This window comes from Lutibacter sp. Hel_I_33_5, assembly GCF_007827455.1.
Lineage (GTDB): Bacteria > Bacteroidota > Bacteroidia > Flavobacteriales > Flavobacteriaceae > Polaribacter.
In genome coordinates this window covers 1,362,542-1,377,955 of sequence record NZ_VISM01000001.1, presented here as the reverse complement: position 1 = coordinate 1,377,955, position 15,414 = coordinate 1,362,542, and the positions used below count along the sequence as shown (strand labels likewise).

Here is a 15,414-nt window from a genome sequence, read left to right as displayed (position 1 = left end):
AAAAGCTCGATGTAAATTTACATCGAGCTTTTTTATTTTATGTGACTCTAGCAGGATTCGAACCTGCAACCGTCAGAGCCGAAATCTGATATTCTATCCAGTTGAACTATAGAGCCCGTTTTATTACATCAAATTCTTTCTAACAATGGTAGAAATTGTTTTTCCATCTGCTTGTCCAGCTAGTGCTTTAGAAACAATTCCCATCACTTTACCCATGTCTTTCATACCAGATGCGCCTAAATCATCAATAGTTGAAATCACAACACCTTCAATTTCTTCTTCAGATAAAGCTTCAGGTAGAAACTTTTCTAAGACTGCAATTTCTGCTAATTCAGGATCTGCTAAATCTTGTCTTCCTTGTTTGATAAAAATTTCAGCACTGTCTTTACGTTGTTTTACTTGCTTCTGAATTATTTTCATTTCTTGTTCTTCAGATAAATCTTCTCCAGCTCCAGTTTCAGTTTTGGCTAGTAAAAAAGCAGATTTTACAGCTCTTAAAGCTTGTAAAGCAACTGTGTTTTTAGCTTTCATAGCAGCTTTCATATCGTCCATTATTTGTTTTTGCAAACTCATTTTCTTTATTTTTTATAGATGTAAATATACAATTATAGAATTTATTTTTTAGGCTTCTTTAAGTATAGTAATTTCTTTTTATAATCAATAAATGCTTTCCCTTTTTCTAAAATATCCGCTCCGATTATTCCATGAACTTCATCAGCATTATGTTGTGTTAAAGCGGTATTTACATGAACTAAATTAAATAAAACTAAGTGACATTTTTTTGTCTGCCAATCACCAATAATTAATTCATTATTTTTTGATTGTTGAGTTTCCATATCAGTAGCTCCAGCACCGGCAGCTTTGGTTTCACTTTCTTCTGCATCCAAATTAAAAAAATCAATTAAATCTAATCCAACACAAGAATTGGAAGCTCCAGTATCTAAGATAAATCGACCTTTTACACCATTAATCTTAGCCTTTAATTCTAAATGATTGGTAGTAATTTTCTTTAGTTTTATTTTGATATATTTCTTTTTCTTTAATACCTTTTTTAAACTACTCATTTAACTGTATTTTTGTTTCAAAGATAGTCGATTTAATGATTACAGATACGCATACACATTTATATTCCGAACAGTTTGATGAAGATAGAGAAGCAATGATCCAACGAGCAAAAGATGTTGGTGTTTCTCGATTTTTTATTCCAGCAATAGATAGTTCTTATACAGAGAGAATGTTAGCTTTAGAGGCTAAATTTTCTAAGGATGTTTTTTTGATGATGGGCTTACATCCAACATCAGTAAAAGAAAATTATAAAGAAGAATTAGCGCTTGTGAAAGAATGGATTGATAAACGTGATTTTTATGCAATAGGTGAAATAGGTATCGATTTATATTGGAATAAAACTTTTCTAAAGCAACAACAAGAAGCATTTAGAACTCAAATTCAATGGGCAAAAGAGAAAAAGTTACCGATTGTTATTCATTGTAGAGATGCTTTTGATGAAATTTTTGAGGTGTTAGAAACTGAGAAAAGTGATGATTTATTCGGAATATTTCATTGCTTCACTGGCACGTTAGAACAAGCTAAAAAAGCAATTTCTTATAATATGAAATTAGGAATTGGTGGAGTAGCAACATTTAAAAATGGTAAGATTGATAAATTCTTAAATGAAATAGATATTAAGCATATTGTCTTAGAAACTGATGCTCCATATTTAGCACCAACACCATATAGAGGAAAGCGAAATGAAAGTTCTTACATTACCAATGTGATTGATAAATTAGTCGATATTTACTCGCTCTCTTTTGAAGAGATAGCAGATATTACAACTCAAAATTCTAAAGATATATTTAGTGTCTAATTTAATAACCACATACTACAAAACACCATTAGGGACCGCAGAAATTGTTGGAGACAATAACGGAATTCAATCTATTTCTGTGTTAGATGACGAATTCTCGACTCCGCTCGAAGTGACAAATTCTGATTTACCAAAATGTATGCAAGATTGTAGAACTCAATTAGAAGAATATTTTGCAGGTGAAAGAATGGAATTTGATTTAAAATTAAATCCACAAGGAACTACTTTTCAGAAAAAAGTTTGGAAAGAATTATTGAACATTCCTTTTAACAAAACCAGAACATATTTAGAGCAGTCTAAGGCTTTAGGAGATGTAAAAGCTATAAGAGCAGTAGCTTCTGCTAATGGTAAAAACCCAATTTGGATTGTTATTCCGTGTCATAGAGTTATTGGGTCAGATGGTTCTTTAACTGGATATGCAGGTGGAATTTGGCGTAAAAAATGGTTGTTAGATCATGAAAATCCTGTAAAACAACAATCGTTGTTTTAGACTATTTTTGTAATCAATACGTTTCTAAAGTATGATTAAAAAAGTAGTGTTCTTTTTTTTTATAAGTATTGGTTTTTTTGGGTTTGCTCAAAAGAAATCAACAGAGTTTCGTTCTAAGAAATTCTTGATAAAAAAAGATACTATTCAAATTGATTCTGTGAATCTTAATTCACAAAAATTTAAAGTTTTAGATAAATTTAAAAATGAAATTCTATCAACAGAATATCAAGTTGATTTTTTAAACGCACTGTTAATCATCGATCCAAAAAAATATTCTGAAATTACTGTAGAATATTATGTTTTTCCTGAGTTTCTTACTAAAACCTATCAGCCTTTTGATGAAAAATTAATTGTTCCAGAAGGAACAAATACTGGAAAACTCTATAGTTTAACAACTAATAAAAAACCAACAGATATTAAACTCTTTGACGGACTAGATACAAAAGGATTTATTGTGAGAGGTCTTACTTCAGGAAACAATCAGAATGTGGTAACCAATGCAGGTTTAGATTTAGAAATATCAGGGAAATTATCTAAAAATGTTACGTTAAGAGCTAATATTTTTGATACTAACATTCCATTACAACAAAATGGTTATTCGCAAAACATCACTGATTTTGATCGAATTTTTATTGAAATGTTTAGTAAGAATTGGCGTGTAAAAGCTGGAGATGTAAGCTTGAAAAATAATAATAGCTATTTTTTAAATTTTGAAAAACAAGTTGCTGGAATCGCAGTTGAAGCGGCTTTTAATGAAAATTTAAAAGCAAGTGTTTCTGGAGCTATTGTAAGAGGAAGGTTTTCTAGTTATAATTTTGTTGGTTTAGAAGGTAATCAAGGGCCGTATAAATTATTTGGACCAAATAACGAACCAGCAATTATTGTGATTGCTGGTAGTGAAAAAGTTTTTGTAAATGGAATTCAGGTTAATAGAGGTGAAGATAAAGAGTATACAATCGATTATAATTTAGCGGAAATTAGATTTACAACTACATACCCAATTACTAACGATATGAGGATTCGAGTAGAATTTCAATTTTCTGATAGAAATTACACTCGTTTTATTACGTATAATAAAACTGAATATGAATCTGATAAATTTTCTTTGTCTGGGCATTTTTATAGTGAGAATGCTGCTAAAAATCAACCTCTACAACAAAGTTTATCTACAAGTCAAAAAGAAATTTTAGCAAACGCGGGAAATGATATTTCCAAAATGATTGCTCCAAGTGCTTTTATGGATGAGTTTTCTGAGAATAAAATTTTATATAAAAAAGTAATTATTGGAAACATAGAAACTTTTGAATATTCTAAAGATTCAAGTACCGATTTACATTCAGTAATTTTTACTAATGTTGGGTTTAATCAAGGAAGTTATATTTTAGAGTCAACAGTTGCAACTGGTAATATTTTTAAATATGTGGGTGTTAGTTTAGGAAATTATCAACCAATAGTTAGGTTAGTTGCGCCAAGTAAATTACAAGTTGCTGTTGTAAATTCTATATATAGACCAACAGAAAAAACTAGTATAAATTCCGAGATAGCTTTTAGTAATAAGGATTCGAATTTATTTTCAACAATTAATAATGATGAGAATAAAGGTATTGCGGCAAAATTAAATTGGAAGCAAATTTTAATTGATAATAAATGGCAGCTAAAAAGTGATGTAAATTATCAATTTATTCATCAAAATTTTAATACAGTTCAACGTTTTCAAAATGTTGAGTTTTTTAGGGATTGGAATTTAATTAATCCAACAGGAAATCAAAGTCAAATTGCAACTACTTTATCACTAGAAAACAAAAAGAAAGATTATGTGTTATATCGTTTTAATTCTTTAAGTTTTAGCGATAATTTTAATGGAAGTAAACATGAAGTGGCCTCGAAATTTGTTTTGAAAAATACATCTTTTTTTACAGATGTTAGTTTGTTAAATAATACTTCTTCATTGGAGGATAATTCTTTTTTTAGAGCAAAATCAACTATAAATCATCACTTTAATAAAAGTTGGGTTGGAGGATTTGTTAACTTAGAAACTAACGATAGAAAAAAAAGTGACACAAAAGAGTTTGTAAATACAAGTCACAGATTCAAAGAATATGAAAGCTATTTTGGAGTTGGAGACTCTGCTAAAGTTTTTGCAAAATTCGGATATAATTTTAGAAATAATGATAGTATTAAATCAAATAGATTCACAGAAATAAATAATAGGAAAACATTTTATTTAAATAGTCAGATATTAAAAAATAAGACAAGTAATTTATCAATATATGCAAATTATAGAATGACTAAGAATACTTTTTCTGAGGACGAGAAATCATTGAATTCTAAAGTAGTGTATAATCAGCAATTGTGGAATACTTTTCTGGTATTTGGAACCGTTTATGAAACTTCATCTGGTAATGTGCCACAACAAGATTTTGTATATATAAAAACGGAGCCTGGGCAAGGTTTTTATACCTGGCGAGATTATAATAATGATGGGGTACAAGATTTTAATGAGTTTGAAATTGCGCAATTCCAAGATCAAGCTACTTATTTAAGGGTTGCCTTACCAAATTTAAGATTTGTAGCTACACAACGTGCAAAATGGAATCAATCTTTTGCAATCAATCCTAGTCAATGGATTAATAAATCGGGAGTTAAAAAAGTACTCTCTCATTTTTATAATCAAAGTTATTTAAGTATCGAAAATGAGCAGGAAAGAGTAGGTGACTCATTTAATTTAAATCCTTTTGATTTTGATGAAAACAAATTAGTAACCTTAAATTTTAATTTTAGAAATAGTATTTATTTTAATCGAAATTTACAGAAATACAGTTTTATTTATACTTATGGCGAGTCTAAAAATAAACAACAATATTTTATTGGGAATCAGGAAAATACAACTGATGTTCAGCAAATTGAATTTAGTCATAAAATCACAAAATTCTGGTTGTTAGATATTTTAGGAAAACAATCTAATAATAATTTAGAAACCCAAAATTTTGCAAATAGAAATTACCAAATAAGAGCAAATGAGTTTCAGCCTAAGATTAGTTTTTTGTATAATAAAGATCATCGGTTTTCTGCATTTTATCATTTTAAAAACAAGGAAAATTTAATTGGCGATTTTGAAGTTATGAAACAACAAAAAATTGGTGTTGAGTATTTTTTCATCAGTAAGAAAAAGAATCAAATTAGTGCAGATTTTAATGCTTTTTTTAATGAATTTTCTGGAAATTCAAATTCACCAATTGCTTATCAAATGCTAGAAGGTTTACAGGCTGGAAAAAACTTTACCTGGAGTTTGCTTTTCAATCAAAAACTAAATACTTTTCTAAATTTGAATCTAAGTTATTTGGGTAGAAAGAGTGAAGAATCAAAAACTATTCATACAGGAACCGTTCAATTACGTGCGGTTTTTTAAAATTTTTGATTTATGTTTGTGGCAAAATAATTGTTAAATAAAATTGACATTATAATTTAATCAAAAACTACATTATGAAAAAAATATTTTTAATTGCTGCCTTATTAATTACTAGTTTAAGTTTTGCACAACAAGAAGTAAAATTAGATATAGCAGATGCGTTAGTTTTTAAAACAATTGAAGTTTCTTATGAACAATATTTAAGTGATATTTCTTCAGTAGGTATTTCTGTCTTGTTTAATTTTGAAAAAAAAGGCTCTGATTTAAAATATAACGAAAAACGAATGTTTACTCCTTTTTATCGTCATTATTTTTCTAGCGAGAGACAATGGAATATGTTTGGTGAAGCTTTTTTAGGAATTAATTCTGGTGAAAAAGAGCTAATAACTAATAATGTAATTACAGGTTATCAAGATTATACAGATGGAGCTATTGGAGTTGCAGTAGGAACAAAATATGTAGCTGATAATGGCTTGGTAATAGATATTTATGCTGGAGTTGGAAGAAATTTGTTTGGGTCTAATTCTCCAATTATTGTACCAAGAGCTGGAGTAAATGTTGGATATAGATTTTAAAATAGAAAATGTATTACATAAAAAAAATCCTGCAACTTACAGGATTTTTTTATGCATCATAATTACAAATTACATTTTTTGTAACCAAGTTTTAATAGTAACTTCTAGGCTAATAATTTCTTTTAATTCAGAAATTTTAACTCGTTTTTGCTCCATTGTATCTCTATGACGAATAGTAACAGTATTGTCTTTTAAACCGTTGTGATCTACTGTAATACAAAAAGGTGTCCCTGCTGCATCTTGTCTTCTGTAGCGTTTACCAACAGCATCTTTTTCATCATAAAAAACATTAAAGTCCCATTTTAAGTCTTCAACAATTTTTCTTGCTACTTCTGGTAATCCATCTTTTTTAACCAATGGGAAAATAGCTGCTTTAACAGGTGCAAGAACTGCAGGTAATTTTAAAACTGTTCTTGTAGTTCCGTTTTCTAAAGCTTCTTCTTTTAAAGAATTTGAAAAAACAGCTAAAAACATTCTGTCTAATCCAATTGAAGTTTCTACTACATAAGGAACATAACTTTTATTTTCTTCGTGGTCAAAATATTGCAACTTTTTCCCAGAATGCTCTTCGTGAGCTTTTAAATCGAAATCTGTTCTAGAATGAATTCCTTCTAATTCTTTAAATCCGAAAGGAAATTTAAACTCAATATCAGCAGCAGCATCTGCATAATGTGCTAATTTATCATGATCGTGAAAACGATAATTTTCTGCACCTAATCCTAATGATAAATGCCACTTTAAACGTGTTTCTTTCCACTGTTCGTACCATTTTTTCTGAGTACCTGGTTTTACAAAAAATTGCATTTCCATTTGTTCAAATTCACGCATTCTAAAAATAAACTGACGTGCAACTATTTCATTTCTAAATGCTTTACCTGTCTGAGCAATTCCAAAAGGAATTTTCATTCGCCCAGTTTTTTGTACGTTTAAGAAATTTACAAAAATACCTTGTGCAGTTTCTGGACGTAAATAAACTTTCATAGAGCTTTCTGCAGAGGCACCTAATTGCGTTCCAAACATTAAGTTGAACTGTTTTACATCTGTCCAATTTTTAGAACCTGTCATTGGATCTGCAATCTCTAATTCTTCAATTAAAGCTTTTACATCAGCTAAGTCCTCTTTCTCTAAAGATTTTCCTAAACGACTTAAAATTGCATTTATTTTTTCTTGATATCCAAGAACTCTTCCATTTGTAGAAATAAATTCTTCTTTGTTAAAAGAATCTCCAAAACGCTTTGACGCTTTTTTAACTTCTTTATCAATCTTTCCTTCAATTTTAGCACAATAATCTTCTACTAAAACATCAGCTCTATATCTTTTTTTAGAATCTTTATTATCAATTAAAGGATCATTAAAAGCATCAACGTGTCCAGAAGCTTTCCAAGTTGTAGGGTGCATTAATATAGAAGCATCAATTCCAACAATGTTTTCGTGCATTTGCACCATTGCTTTCCACCAATATTCTCGTATGTTTTTCTTTAATTCTGCTCCGTTTTGAGCATAATCGTATACTGCACTTAATCCATCATAGATTTCTGATGATTGGAACACATATCCGTATTCTTTTGCGTGCGATAATACTTTTTTAAATTGATCTTCTTGATTTGCCATAATAGACGCAAAGATAAACGAAAGAAAAAAGTTATCAAGAAAAAACTACGCTAGTTTTTTACATCTATAAATAAATGCTGGTGGAATATTTAAGGCTTCAAAATCTAATGAAATATTGTCTTTAAAAACAGTTTTTAATTGTTTAAAATAGGACAAACTATATTGGTACTGAATAAATGTTCCATTAGTTTTTAAACTTGTATAAGAATTGTTCAAAATAGTTGTTGAAACTTCTTTTGGAATAATTGTAAGCGGTAAACTAGAAATAATATGATCAATTTTAGAAATGTTTAATTTGCTTATTTCAAGTAAAATATCTTCGGCAGAAGCTTTGATAACAATTAATTGATCGTTTTTCAAGGCTAATAATTGATCGTAAAAATTATCATTTATTTCAAAACAAATTAAGATGGCTTTAGGAGGTAATTTATTTAAAATATATTTAGTGATTGCTCCATTTCCTGGTCCTAATTCTACTAAAACATCAATCTTAGAAAAGTCTATTTCTTTAAGCATTTTATTTGCCAAAAACCTTGAACTTGGCATTACTGTACCTGAGGTTTTATAGTTTTTTACTGCTTCTTTAAAAAATTTTAATTTGCTTGTCAAAAGGAAATGTTCAATAATGATTATCTTTCTAAAAAAAAAGGCTTTGTAAAGATGCGATTTTTAAAAGATATATTCTATTTATTCTTTCCAAAAATTTGTACAACTTGTTCTGAAAGTTTGTTGCAATCAGAAAAAATAATTTGTACTGCTTGTAGGCATGATTTACCAATAATCGATTTTAAAAATTATCAGCATAATAAAGTTTCTCAGATTTTTTATGGAAGAATTCCAGTTGAAAAAGCAATTTCTTTTTTTTATTTCAGAAAAAAAGGAAAAATTAAAACCTTAATTCATCATTTAAAATATAAAGGAAATCAGGAAATTGGTTCTCTGATTGGGAATTGGTTTGGTGTTTTATTAAAAGAATCAAATCAGTTTAATGATGTAGATTATATTATTCCAGTTCCGTTGCATGAAAATAAATTAAAAAAAAGAGGATATAATCAACTAGCTACTTTTGGTAAAAGTTTAGAAAGTAAATTAAATATTCCTTACAAAAAAGATATATTAATAAAAGTATCATCAACTAAAACACAAACATATAAAAGCCGTTTAGAGCGTTTTAATGACGCAAAAACGAAGTTTAAATTAACTGACATTCATTTCTTTGAAAACAAGCATGTTTTATTAATAGATGATGTTATTACTACGGGAGCTACTTTAGAAGCTTGCTGTTTAGAATTGTTAAAAACCAAGAACATTAAAATAAGTATTGCAACCATAGCGTTTACAGAATAATACTTGTTGTAAATACTAAAAATATTGTTTATTTGTATCAAATTATATTTTGTGATAAAACAGTTTAAATTTCTATTTTATTTTGGTTTTCTAATTACCATTTTTAGTTGTGCAAGAAAAGGAAATCCTGATGGTGGCCCAAAAGATGAAGATGCACCTTTAATGGTAACTGCAAATCCGCCTTATAAAAGTGTTAGTTTTAATGAAAAAGAAATTAAAATATATTTTGATGAATATATAAATTTAAAAGAACTAAATAAAAATTTGGTGGTTTCTCCACCATTTAAAAATCCAGCTTTAATTACACCTCAAGGTTCACCAAGTAAGTATATAAATATTAAAATTATTGATACTTTAAAGCCAAATACAACCTATACATTAAATTTTGGAAAAGCAGTTCAGGATAATAATGAGAGCAATGTTTTAGAAAACTTTAAATATGTTTTTTCAACAGGAACTTATATTGATTCTTTAACGTTAAAAGGAAGTATAAAAGATGCTATAAAAAGAAAACCAGATATAGATATAAGTGTATTATTGTATAGGATTGATAGTGCGTATAGTGATTCTTTAATATATAAACAGAAACCAAATTATGTAACCAACACTATTGATACAACAAAGTTTGAGTTTACAAATCTTCAAAAAGGAAAGTATTTATTATTAGCTTTAAAAGATGCAACAAACGATTATATTTTTAATCCAAAAACAGATAAAATAGGTTTCTATAAAGACACTATAGAACTACCAAAAGACAGTTTAGTTTTAAGTGCTATTTCTTTGTTTAAAGAAAAACAACCCTATATTTTTAAAAGAGGAAAGGAAGCGTCAAAAGGAAAAATTATTTTTGGTTTTAATGGTGATGGAAAAGAGATGAAAATAACATCAATTTCTAGTTTCCCTGAAAAAAGTAAAGTGATTTCTAAATTTGAAAAAGATAAAGACACGTTAAATTATTGGTATACTCCATTTGAAACAGATTCATTAAATTTTGTGATAACAAATGGAAAGCAAATTGACACAACTACTATAATGTTAAGAAAAAAGAAGATAGATTCTTTAAAAATAAATTCAAACATTAGAGGAGTTTTAAATCCTAGAGATACTTTTTTTCTTGAAACTAATAACCCAATTATAAATATTGATACAACTAAAATAACTTTAATTGATAAGGATACATTAAGTGTAAAATATCAATTTTTAAAATCTAAAAAGGAAAATAAAATCGCTTTTTTGTTTGATCGAAAACATTCAAATGGATATAGCATGGAATTTCTTCCAGGAGCTTTATCTGATATTTTTTCAGTCGAAAATGATACCTTGAAATATTCGTTTAACACTAAAAAAATAGAAGATTACGGTACAATAAAGCTTAATGTTATAAATTCAAAAAAAAGTAATTTAATTATAGAGCTATTAACTGAAAAAAATGAACTCATTGAACGTAAGTTTTTATCAAGTTCAGAACTCATAAATTTCAATTTTTTACTACCCAAAAAGTATGTTGTTAGAGCTATAATTGATAGTGATAACAATAAGCGATGGGATTCTGGTATTTTCTTGAATAAAATCCAGCCAGAAGAAATATTTTATTTTTCAACTATACTTAATGTTAGAGCTAATTGGGAAAATATTGAGAACTTCACAATAAATTAATAAAAATTAAGTTATTAGATTGCATTTGTTCACGTGTGTTTTAATATATTTGTGTACATTGACACCCCCCCTAAGTATTGAAAAAAACAGTAATAATATTAGTTCTGCTTTTTGGTATTCAGCAAATTAGAGCGCAACATTTTACTCATGATGTTGGTTTTATGTTTGGAACTGCTACCATACAAACAGATTACGGACAGAGAGGAAATTTCTTAAGTAGTTATGGAAATAGTAACTTGTCTTTTAGTTTCAACCATTACCTTCATTTTTTTAACAAAGACCTTCGTTGGAATGCAGATCATAAATTTTGGAGTTATGTGTCCCTAAAAACAGAGGTGAATTTTGTTCTTAAAAGAGATTTAGAGCATAGTGGTGAATTTGTTGATGGAAATACGGATCTAGCAAAATTACTAAGAGCAATGAAAGGGAGTACTCAAATATTTAATGTAGGTTTTGAGTTAAACTACCATATAAATTGTTTGCGAGATTTTGTGTATCCTTATTCTAAAACAAAATGGAGCCCTTATTTTGCATTTGGTATTAAATACTCTGCTTTCGAAAATACATTAGAGTCTAGTCTTGGTGATTGGAGACAAGATATAACAGTGTTACCACAAAAGTGGAGAGTTCCGGGAGCTTTAGATGTCGGAAAAGGATCAGCTTTATCTGCTACTTTAGGTTTTGGCACTAGATATAAACTATCGCAAAAACTTGACGCTGTTAGTCAATTTAATTGGCAAGTTTTCTTTTCGGATGCTTTAGATGGGTTACAAGCAGACGTTATTGAAAACAAAAAAAATGAATGGTTAATTAATTTACAAGTAGGTTTAATTTATCATTTAAATTTCTCAAGACCATTAGGTACAGAAATATTAAATTTCTAAAGCTTGTTCTAAATCAGCTAATAAATCAGAGATATCTTCTATACCAACACTTAATCTAATTAAAGAATCTGTAATTCCAATTTTTAAACGTTCTGGTTCAGGAATTGAAGCATGTGTCATCGTTACAGGATGATTTACTAAACTTTCTACACCACCTAAAGATTCTGCTAACGTGAATACCTTAGTGTTTTCTAAAAATCTAAACGCTGCTTTCTGACTTTCATCTTTTAATCTAAAAGAAACCATGCCGCCAAAATCCTTCATTTGTGATTTTGCTACTTCATGATTTGGATGATTTTTTAATCCAGGATAATAAACGTCACCAACTTTTGGATGATTAACTAAAAACGCTGCAATTGCTTTACCGTTTTCACAATGACGTTGCATTCTAATATGTAAAGTTTTTATTCCACGAAGCGCTAAAAAAGAATCCATTGGTCCTGCAATTGCGCCAGCTGCAAATTGAATAAAATGTAAGTCTTTAGCCAATTTATCATCTTTTACCATTAAGGCTCCCATAACCAAATCAGAATGTCCTCCTAAATATTTAGTTGCAGAATGCATTACAATATCTGCCCCTAAATCTAACGGTTGTTGTAAGTAAGGTGTTGCAAATGTATTGTCAACAGCAATTAAAATATTACTGTCTATATTTTTCACATTCGTTGAAATTGCTTTAATATCTGCAATTTTCATTAATGGATTTGTTGGTGTTTCTAGCCAAATTAGTTTTGTATTAGAATTTATTTTTTCTGTAACATTTGCAACAGAATTCATGTCTACAAAATGAAAATTTAAACCATATTTTTGAAATAATTGCGTAAACATTCTATAAGATCCACCATATAAATCATCGCCAGCAATAACTTCATCACCTGGGCTTAATAAACGTAAAACACAATCTATTGCTGCCAATCCAGATGAGAATGCAAAACCATGCGTTCCGTTTTCTATTGCGGCAAAACTATTTTCTAATGCTGCTCTTGTTGGGTTTTCTCCTCTAGAATATTCGTACCCTTTATGAACTCCAGGACTAGACTGGGCATACGTAGATGTTTGAAATATTGGAGGCATTACTGCACCCGTTGATGGTTCGTGTTCTTGACCTCCGTGAATTGTTTTTGTGTTAAATTTCATCGTTTATTATTTCAATTATAGTCTTGTAAATTTACAAAAGATTACACTAATTTTTTAAGTGCTAAGATTACTCCAAAATGAATTCCTTCATGAAAATTATTAAAAGTAACCGCTGTTTTAAAAGAATCTAAAACAAAACCAGTACTAGTAGGGTATTCTTTGTAGTTTTCAAAAATCCCTGCATTAAAATCTTCTTCTAAAGTTTCAGGTAATCCTATTAAAAGCTCTTTTACATCATTAAACTCTTCTTCTGTGAAAGTTGTTGTTGGTGCGGTTCCTTTTTTGAAATCCTCTATTAAATCATCAGGAATTAAACAATTTAACCCTGAGTTTTTATATAATAATAATTGTTGAGTAACAACTAAGTGAGCTACATTCCAAGTAATATTGTTTTTAAATCCATCTGGAATTTTGTGTAGTTGCTCTAAAGTTAATCCGTCAATTACTTTTAAAATTAATTCTCTAGATTTTTTTAAAATATCAAATTGAGTCTTCATTTTTATCTTTAAATTCGCTCCAAAGATAAAGATAATCCTTATGAAAAAAGTCTACTTTTTACAAACTTGTGATACGTGCCGAAGAATTTTAAAAGAAGTAAATATGGAAGGCTTCGAACGACAAGAAATAAAAGCAAATCCTGTGACAGTTTCTCAACTTGAAGAAATGAGAAAATTAACGGATAGTTATGAAAGTTTGTTTAACAAAAGAGCAAAACTTTATAAAGCTATGGACTTAAAAAATCAACAAGTTTCAGAAGCTGATTACAGACAATATATTTTAGATGAATACACTTTTTTAAAACGACCAGTATTTATTTTAGATGAAGAAATTTTTATTGGAAATAGTAAAAAAGTAATCGAAAAGTTAAAAGAGAAGATTGGTTAAACCTTCTCTTTTAATTTTTTAGTCTGATGATATTTTTATATTAGATGAAGACATCATTTCTGATAATTCGTCTCTTGTAAGTTTCGTCTTTAATCCAAATAAAACTAACTTATCTTCATCACTACTAGCTCTAAGAATGATTTCTCGGATATAATTATTCTTTTCTAAAATGTAAAAATCAGCTTTACTATCATTATCTTTTATTTTAACTAACGTTTTTAACTTATTCCTTCTGATATATTTTTTAAAATCTTTAGAAACTGAGTTGTCTTCATTATTAAAAACCATTAATTTAAAATCACTTGATTTATTAACTAAACTCTTTAAATCTTCTTGATCGTCATCATCTAAAAAAGAACCAGCAAAAGAAGCAGATAAATTAATAGAAAATGCTGAATGATCTTTGTGTGTTTTGTAGAATTTCTTAAAAGTAGTTTCTTGGGCAAATGCACTTACCATAAAAAGTGCACATAAAATTGTTGTTAATCGTTTCATAATACTTGGTTTTCTTTTGAGACGATTAGTAGTTAACTTTGTTACATTACTGATTTTTTTCTAACCAAGTTTTAGTCCTTAACTCAGCATTTTCTCTAATATCTTGCCAAAAAAGATTAATATCTCCCGCATGGTAGTTTTTTAGAAAAGACATAAAAAAGCGCATTGGAAATTTTGGATTTGTAGACCAAACCAAACCATCAGTAATTTCGATTTTTAATGCTTTCGAATAAAACTTATCATTAGTATATAAAAAACCTTTATGCTGATCTAATGTGGTATTTTTTGAATTGTCCCAAGAAATAGGATTTGTAGTTACGCATCCTTTATACCAATTTTTGCCTTTCTTAGGGTAATTACCTTTTTTAAACGTATTCCATGAAATAAAACCACCGATTTCTTTAGACGAAGTCATTGGTTTTATACTTTTATATTCATTTGGGTTAATACCCATTCCTACTAAATAAGCAGCAATTAATTTTTTTTGTAGAGGTTTTTGATCGAAAAATTCTTTTAACAGGCGTTTTGTATGTGTTGTCCCTTGACTATGACTTGCAACTATAATTGGCCTACCATTATTATGTTTTTCTAGGTAGATTTCAAATGCTTTTTTTACGTCTGCGTAAGCAATTTCAAAAGCTTCTTTACCTCCAGAATTATACAAATCATACGACCTTATATGAGCTTGCCTATAATAAGGAACATATAATTTTCCTGAGGTTGCAAATGCAGAAGCTTGATATTTCACTGTTTTTGTTAAAATCTTCTCTTGCTGTTCTGTATCATTAATTGGAACATTCCAGCGAGTATCTTTGTAATCTGTAATTAAAGTTGGGTAGACGTAAAAAACATCGGCTTTTAATGTATTAACTGTTTCCTGATTTGGAGAAAAATTCTTTAATTCTTCATCGTATTTCCATGGTAAAACAGCCCAATTTTCTTCATTGTTATAATCTGGTGCTAATGGAATACTTTTCTCTAAAAAAGTTTGTGTTTTGTAGGTTGATTTACATCCAATAAGAGAAACTAATACTAAAAGATAATAGAATTTAAACCTCATA

At 28.6% G+C, this 15,414-nt stretch carries 16 protein-coding genes and 1 tRNA gene; 8 read left to right on the top strand and 9 right to left on the bottom strand.

The window, feature by feature from the left end; genetic code table 11:
* Window positions 1–42: 42 nt before the first annotated feature.
* The 3 genes from OD91_RS06100 to OD91_RS06090 form a co-directional block, all read right to left on the bottom strand.
* Window positions 43–116, bottom strand: a tRNA-Arg gene (locus OD91_RS06100).
* Between the two features lie 7 nt (window positions 117–123).
* Window positions 124–573 carry a GatB/YqeY domain-containing protein gene (locus tag OD91_RS06095; RefSeq protein ID WP_144895503.1) on the bottom strand — a complete coding sequence of 150 codons (450 nt, stop codon included), beginning with the start codon at window positions 571–573 and terminating at the stop codon, window positions 124–126.
* A 41-nt stretch (window positions 574–614) separates the two neighbouring features.
* Complete coding sequence (locus OD91_RS06090; RefSeq protein WP_144895502.1) at window positions 615–1,064, bottom strand: retropepsin-like aspartic protease; 450 nt, start codon at window positions 1,062–1,064, stop codon at window positions 615–617.
* Window positions 1,065–1,099: 35 nt separating this feature from the next.
* Between OD91_RS06090 and OD91_RS06085 the strand changes: the two genes are divergently transcribed.
* From OD91_RS06085 to OD91_RS06070, 4 genes are all read left to right on the top strand, one after another.
* Window positions 1,100–1,864, top strand: coding sequence for a TatD family hydrolase (locus OD91_RS06085; RefSeq protein WP_144895501.1), 765 nt, complete (start codon window positions 1,100–1,102; stop codon window positions 1,862–1,864).
* Window positions 1,857–2,354 (top strand): methylated-DNA--[protein]-cysteine S-methyltransferase, encoded by a 498-nt coding sequence (locus OD91_RS06080; protein WP_186434411.1) that lies wholly within the window; start codon window positions 1,857–1,859, stop codon window positions 2,352–2,354. The genes OD91_RS06085 and OD91_RS06080 overlap by 8 nt, the downstream gene beginning before the upstream one ends.
* 31 nt (window positions 2,355–2,385) lie before the next feature.
* The gene (locus OD91_RS06075; protein WP_144895500.1) at window positions 2,386–5,763 is read left to right on the top strand and encodes a hypothetical protein; all 3,378 of its coding nucleotides are present in this window, start codon (window positions 2,386–2,388) and stop codon (window positions 5,761–5,763) included.
* Between the two features lie 74 nt (window positions 5,764–5,837).
* Window positions 5,838–6,338, top strand: a complete 501-nt coding sequence (locus tag OD91_RS06070) for a DUF3575 domain-containing protein (RefSeq protein ID WP_144895499.1) — start codon at window positions 5,838–5,840, stop codon at window positions 6,336–6,338.
* 69 nt (window positions 6,339–6,407) lie between these two features.
* On the opposite strand, the gene OD91_RS06065 is transcribed toward OD91_RS06070, so the two are convergent.
* Complete coding sequence (locus OD91_RS06065) at window positions 6,408–7,949, bottom strand: glycine--tRNA ligase (protein ID WP_144895498.1); 1,542 nt, start codon at window positions 7,947–7,949, stop codon at window positions 6,408–6,410.
* A gap of 45 nt (window positions 7,950–7,994) precedes the next feature.
* Window positions 7,995–8,558: a class I SAM-dependent methyltransferase gene (locus OD91_RS06060; protein ID WP_144895497.1), complete on the bottom strand. Its 564-nt coding sequence runs from the start codon at window positions 8,556–8,558 to the stop codon at window positions 7,995–7,997.
* Between the two features lie 51 nt (window positions 8,559–8,609).
* On the opposite strand from OD91_RS06060, the gene OD91_RS06055 reads away from it, so the two are divergent.
* The 3 genes from OD91_RS06055 (at window position 8,610) to OD91_RS06045 (ending at window position 11,836) form a co-directional block, all read left to right on the top strand.
* Window positions 8,610–9,296 carry a ComF family protein gene (locus tag OD91_RS06055; RefSeq protein WP_144895496.1) on the top strand — a complete coding sequence of 229 codons (687 nt, stop codon included), beginning with the start codon at window positions 8,610–8,612 and terminating at the stop codon, window positions 9,294–9,296.
* Window positions 9,297–9,347: 51 nt separating this feature from the next.
* Window positions 9,348–10,952 carry an Ig-like domain-containing protein gene (locus OD91_RS06050; protein ID WP_255513190.1) on the top strand — a complete coding sequence of 535 codons (1,605 nt, stop codon included), beginning with the start codon at window positions 9,348–9,350 and terminating at the stop codon, window positions 10,950–10,952.
* 77 nt (window positions 10,953–11,029) lie between these two features.
* Window positions 11,030–11,836 (top strand): hypothetical protein, encoded by an 807-nt coding sequence (locus OD91_RS06045; RefSeq protein WP_144895495.1) that lies wholly within the window; start codon window positions 11,030–11,032, stop codon window positions 11,834–11,836.
* On the opposite strand, the gene OD91_RS06040 is transcribed toward OD91_RS06045, so the two are convergent.
* Together OD91_RS06040 and OD91_RS06035 are read right to left on the bottom strand one after the other, a co-directional pair.
* A complete protein-coding gene (locus OD91_RS06040) occupies window positions 11,825–12,973 on the bottom strand; it encodes a cystathionine gamma-synthase (RefSeq protein ID WP_144895494.1) in 1,149 nt (382 codons plus the stop codon). The genes OD91_RS06045 and OD91_RS06040 overlap by 12 nt on opposite strands.
* A gap of 41 nt (window positions 12,974–13,014) precedes the next feature.
* The gene (locus OD91_RS06035) at window positions 13,015–13,470 is read right to left on the bottom strand and encodes a DinB family protein (RefSeq protein WP_144895493.1); all 456 of its coding nucleotides are present in this window, start codon (window positions 13,468–13,470) and stop codon (window positions 13,015–13,017) included.
* 40 nt (window positions 13,471–13,510) lie between these two features.
* Here OD91_RS06035 and OD91_RS06030 point away from each other — a divergent pair, with 40 nt between their 5' ends.
* Complete coding sequence (locus tag OD91_RS06030; RefSeq protein WP_144895492.1) at window positions 13,511–13,858, top strand: arsenate reductase family protein; 348 nt, start codon at window positions 13,511–13,513, stop codon at window positions 13,856–13,858.
* 18 nt (window positions 13,859–13,876) lie between these two features.
* On the opposite strand, the gene OD91_RS06025 is transcribed toward OD91_RS06030, so the two are convergent.
* Both OD91_RS06025 and OD91_RS06020 read right to left on the bottom strand, forming a co-directional pair.
* Window positions 13,877–14,353 carry a DUF4252 domain-containing protein gene (locus OD91_RS06025; RefSeq protein WP_144895491.1) on the bottom strand — a complete coding sequence of 159 codons (477 nt, stop codon included), beginning with the start codon at window positions 14,351–14,353 and terminating at the stop codon, window positions 13,877–13,879.
* Window positions 14,354–14,399: 46 nt separating this feature from the next.
* Window positions 14,400–15,413, bottom strand: coding sequence for a DUF3089 domain-containing protein (locus OD91_RS06020; protein ID WP_144895490.1), 1,014 nt, complete (start codon window positions 15,411–15,413; stop codon window positions 14,400–14,402).
* Window position 15,414 lies beyond the last annotated feature (1 nt).

Coding starts and splice junctions, on each gene's coding strand:
- OD91_RS06070 (WP_144895499.1), top strand. CDS start 5,838: ATGAAAAAAATATTTTTAATTGCTGCCTTATTAATTACTAGTTTAAGT.
- OD91_RS06095 (WP_144895503.1), bottom strand. CDS start 573: ATGAGTTTGCAAAAACAAATAATGGACGATATGAAAGCTGCTATGAAA.
- OD91_RS06085 (WP_144895501.1), top strand. CDS start 1,100: ATGATTACAGATACGCATACACATTTATATTCCGAACAGTTTGATGAA.
- OD91_RS06030 (WP_144895492.1), top strand. CDS start 13,511: ATGAAAAAAGTCTACTTTTTACAAACTTGTGATACGTGCCGAAGAATT.
- OD91_RS06035 (WP_144895493.1), bottom strand. CDS start 13,470: ATGAAGACTCAATTTGATATTTTAAAAAAATCTAGAGAATTAATTTTA.
- OD91_RS06055 (WP_144895496.1), top strand. CDS start 8,610: ATGCGATTTTTAAAAGATATATTCTATTTATTCTTTCCAAAAATTTGT.
- OD91_RS06090 (WP_144895502.1), bottom strand. CDS start 1,064: ATGAGTAGTTTAAAAAAGGTATTAAAGAAAAAGAAATATATCAAAATA.
- OD91_RS06020 (WP_144895490.1), bottom strand. CDS start 15,413: ATGAGGTTTAAATTCTATTATCTTTTAGTATTAGTTTCTCTTATTGGA.
- OD91_RS06065 (WP_144895498.1), bottom strand. CDS start 7,949: ATGGCAAATCAAGAAGATCAATTTAAAAAAGTATTATCGCACGCAAAA.
- OD91_RS06025 (WP_144895491.1), bottom strand. CDS start 14,353: ATGAAACGATTAACAACAATTTTATGTGCACTTTTTATGGTAAGTGCA.
- OD91_RS06040 (WP_144895494.1), bottom strand. CDS start 12,973: ATGAAATTTAACACAAAAACAATTCACGGAGGTCAAGAACACGAACCA.
- OD91_RS06075 (WP_144895500.1), top strand. CDS start 2,386: ATGATTAAAAAAGTAGTGTTCTTTTTTTTTATAAGTATTGGTTTTTTT.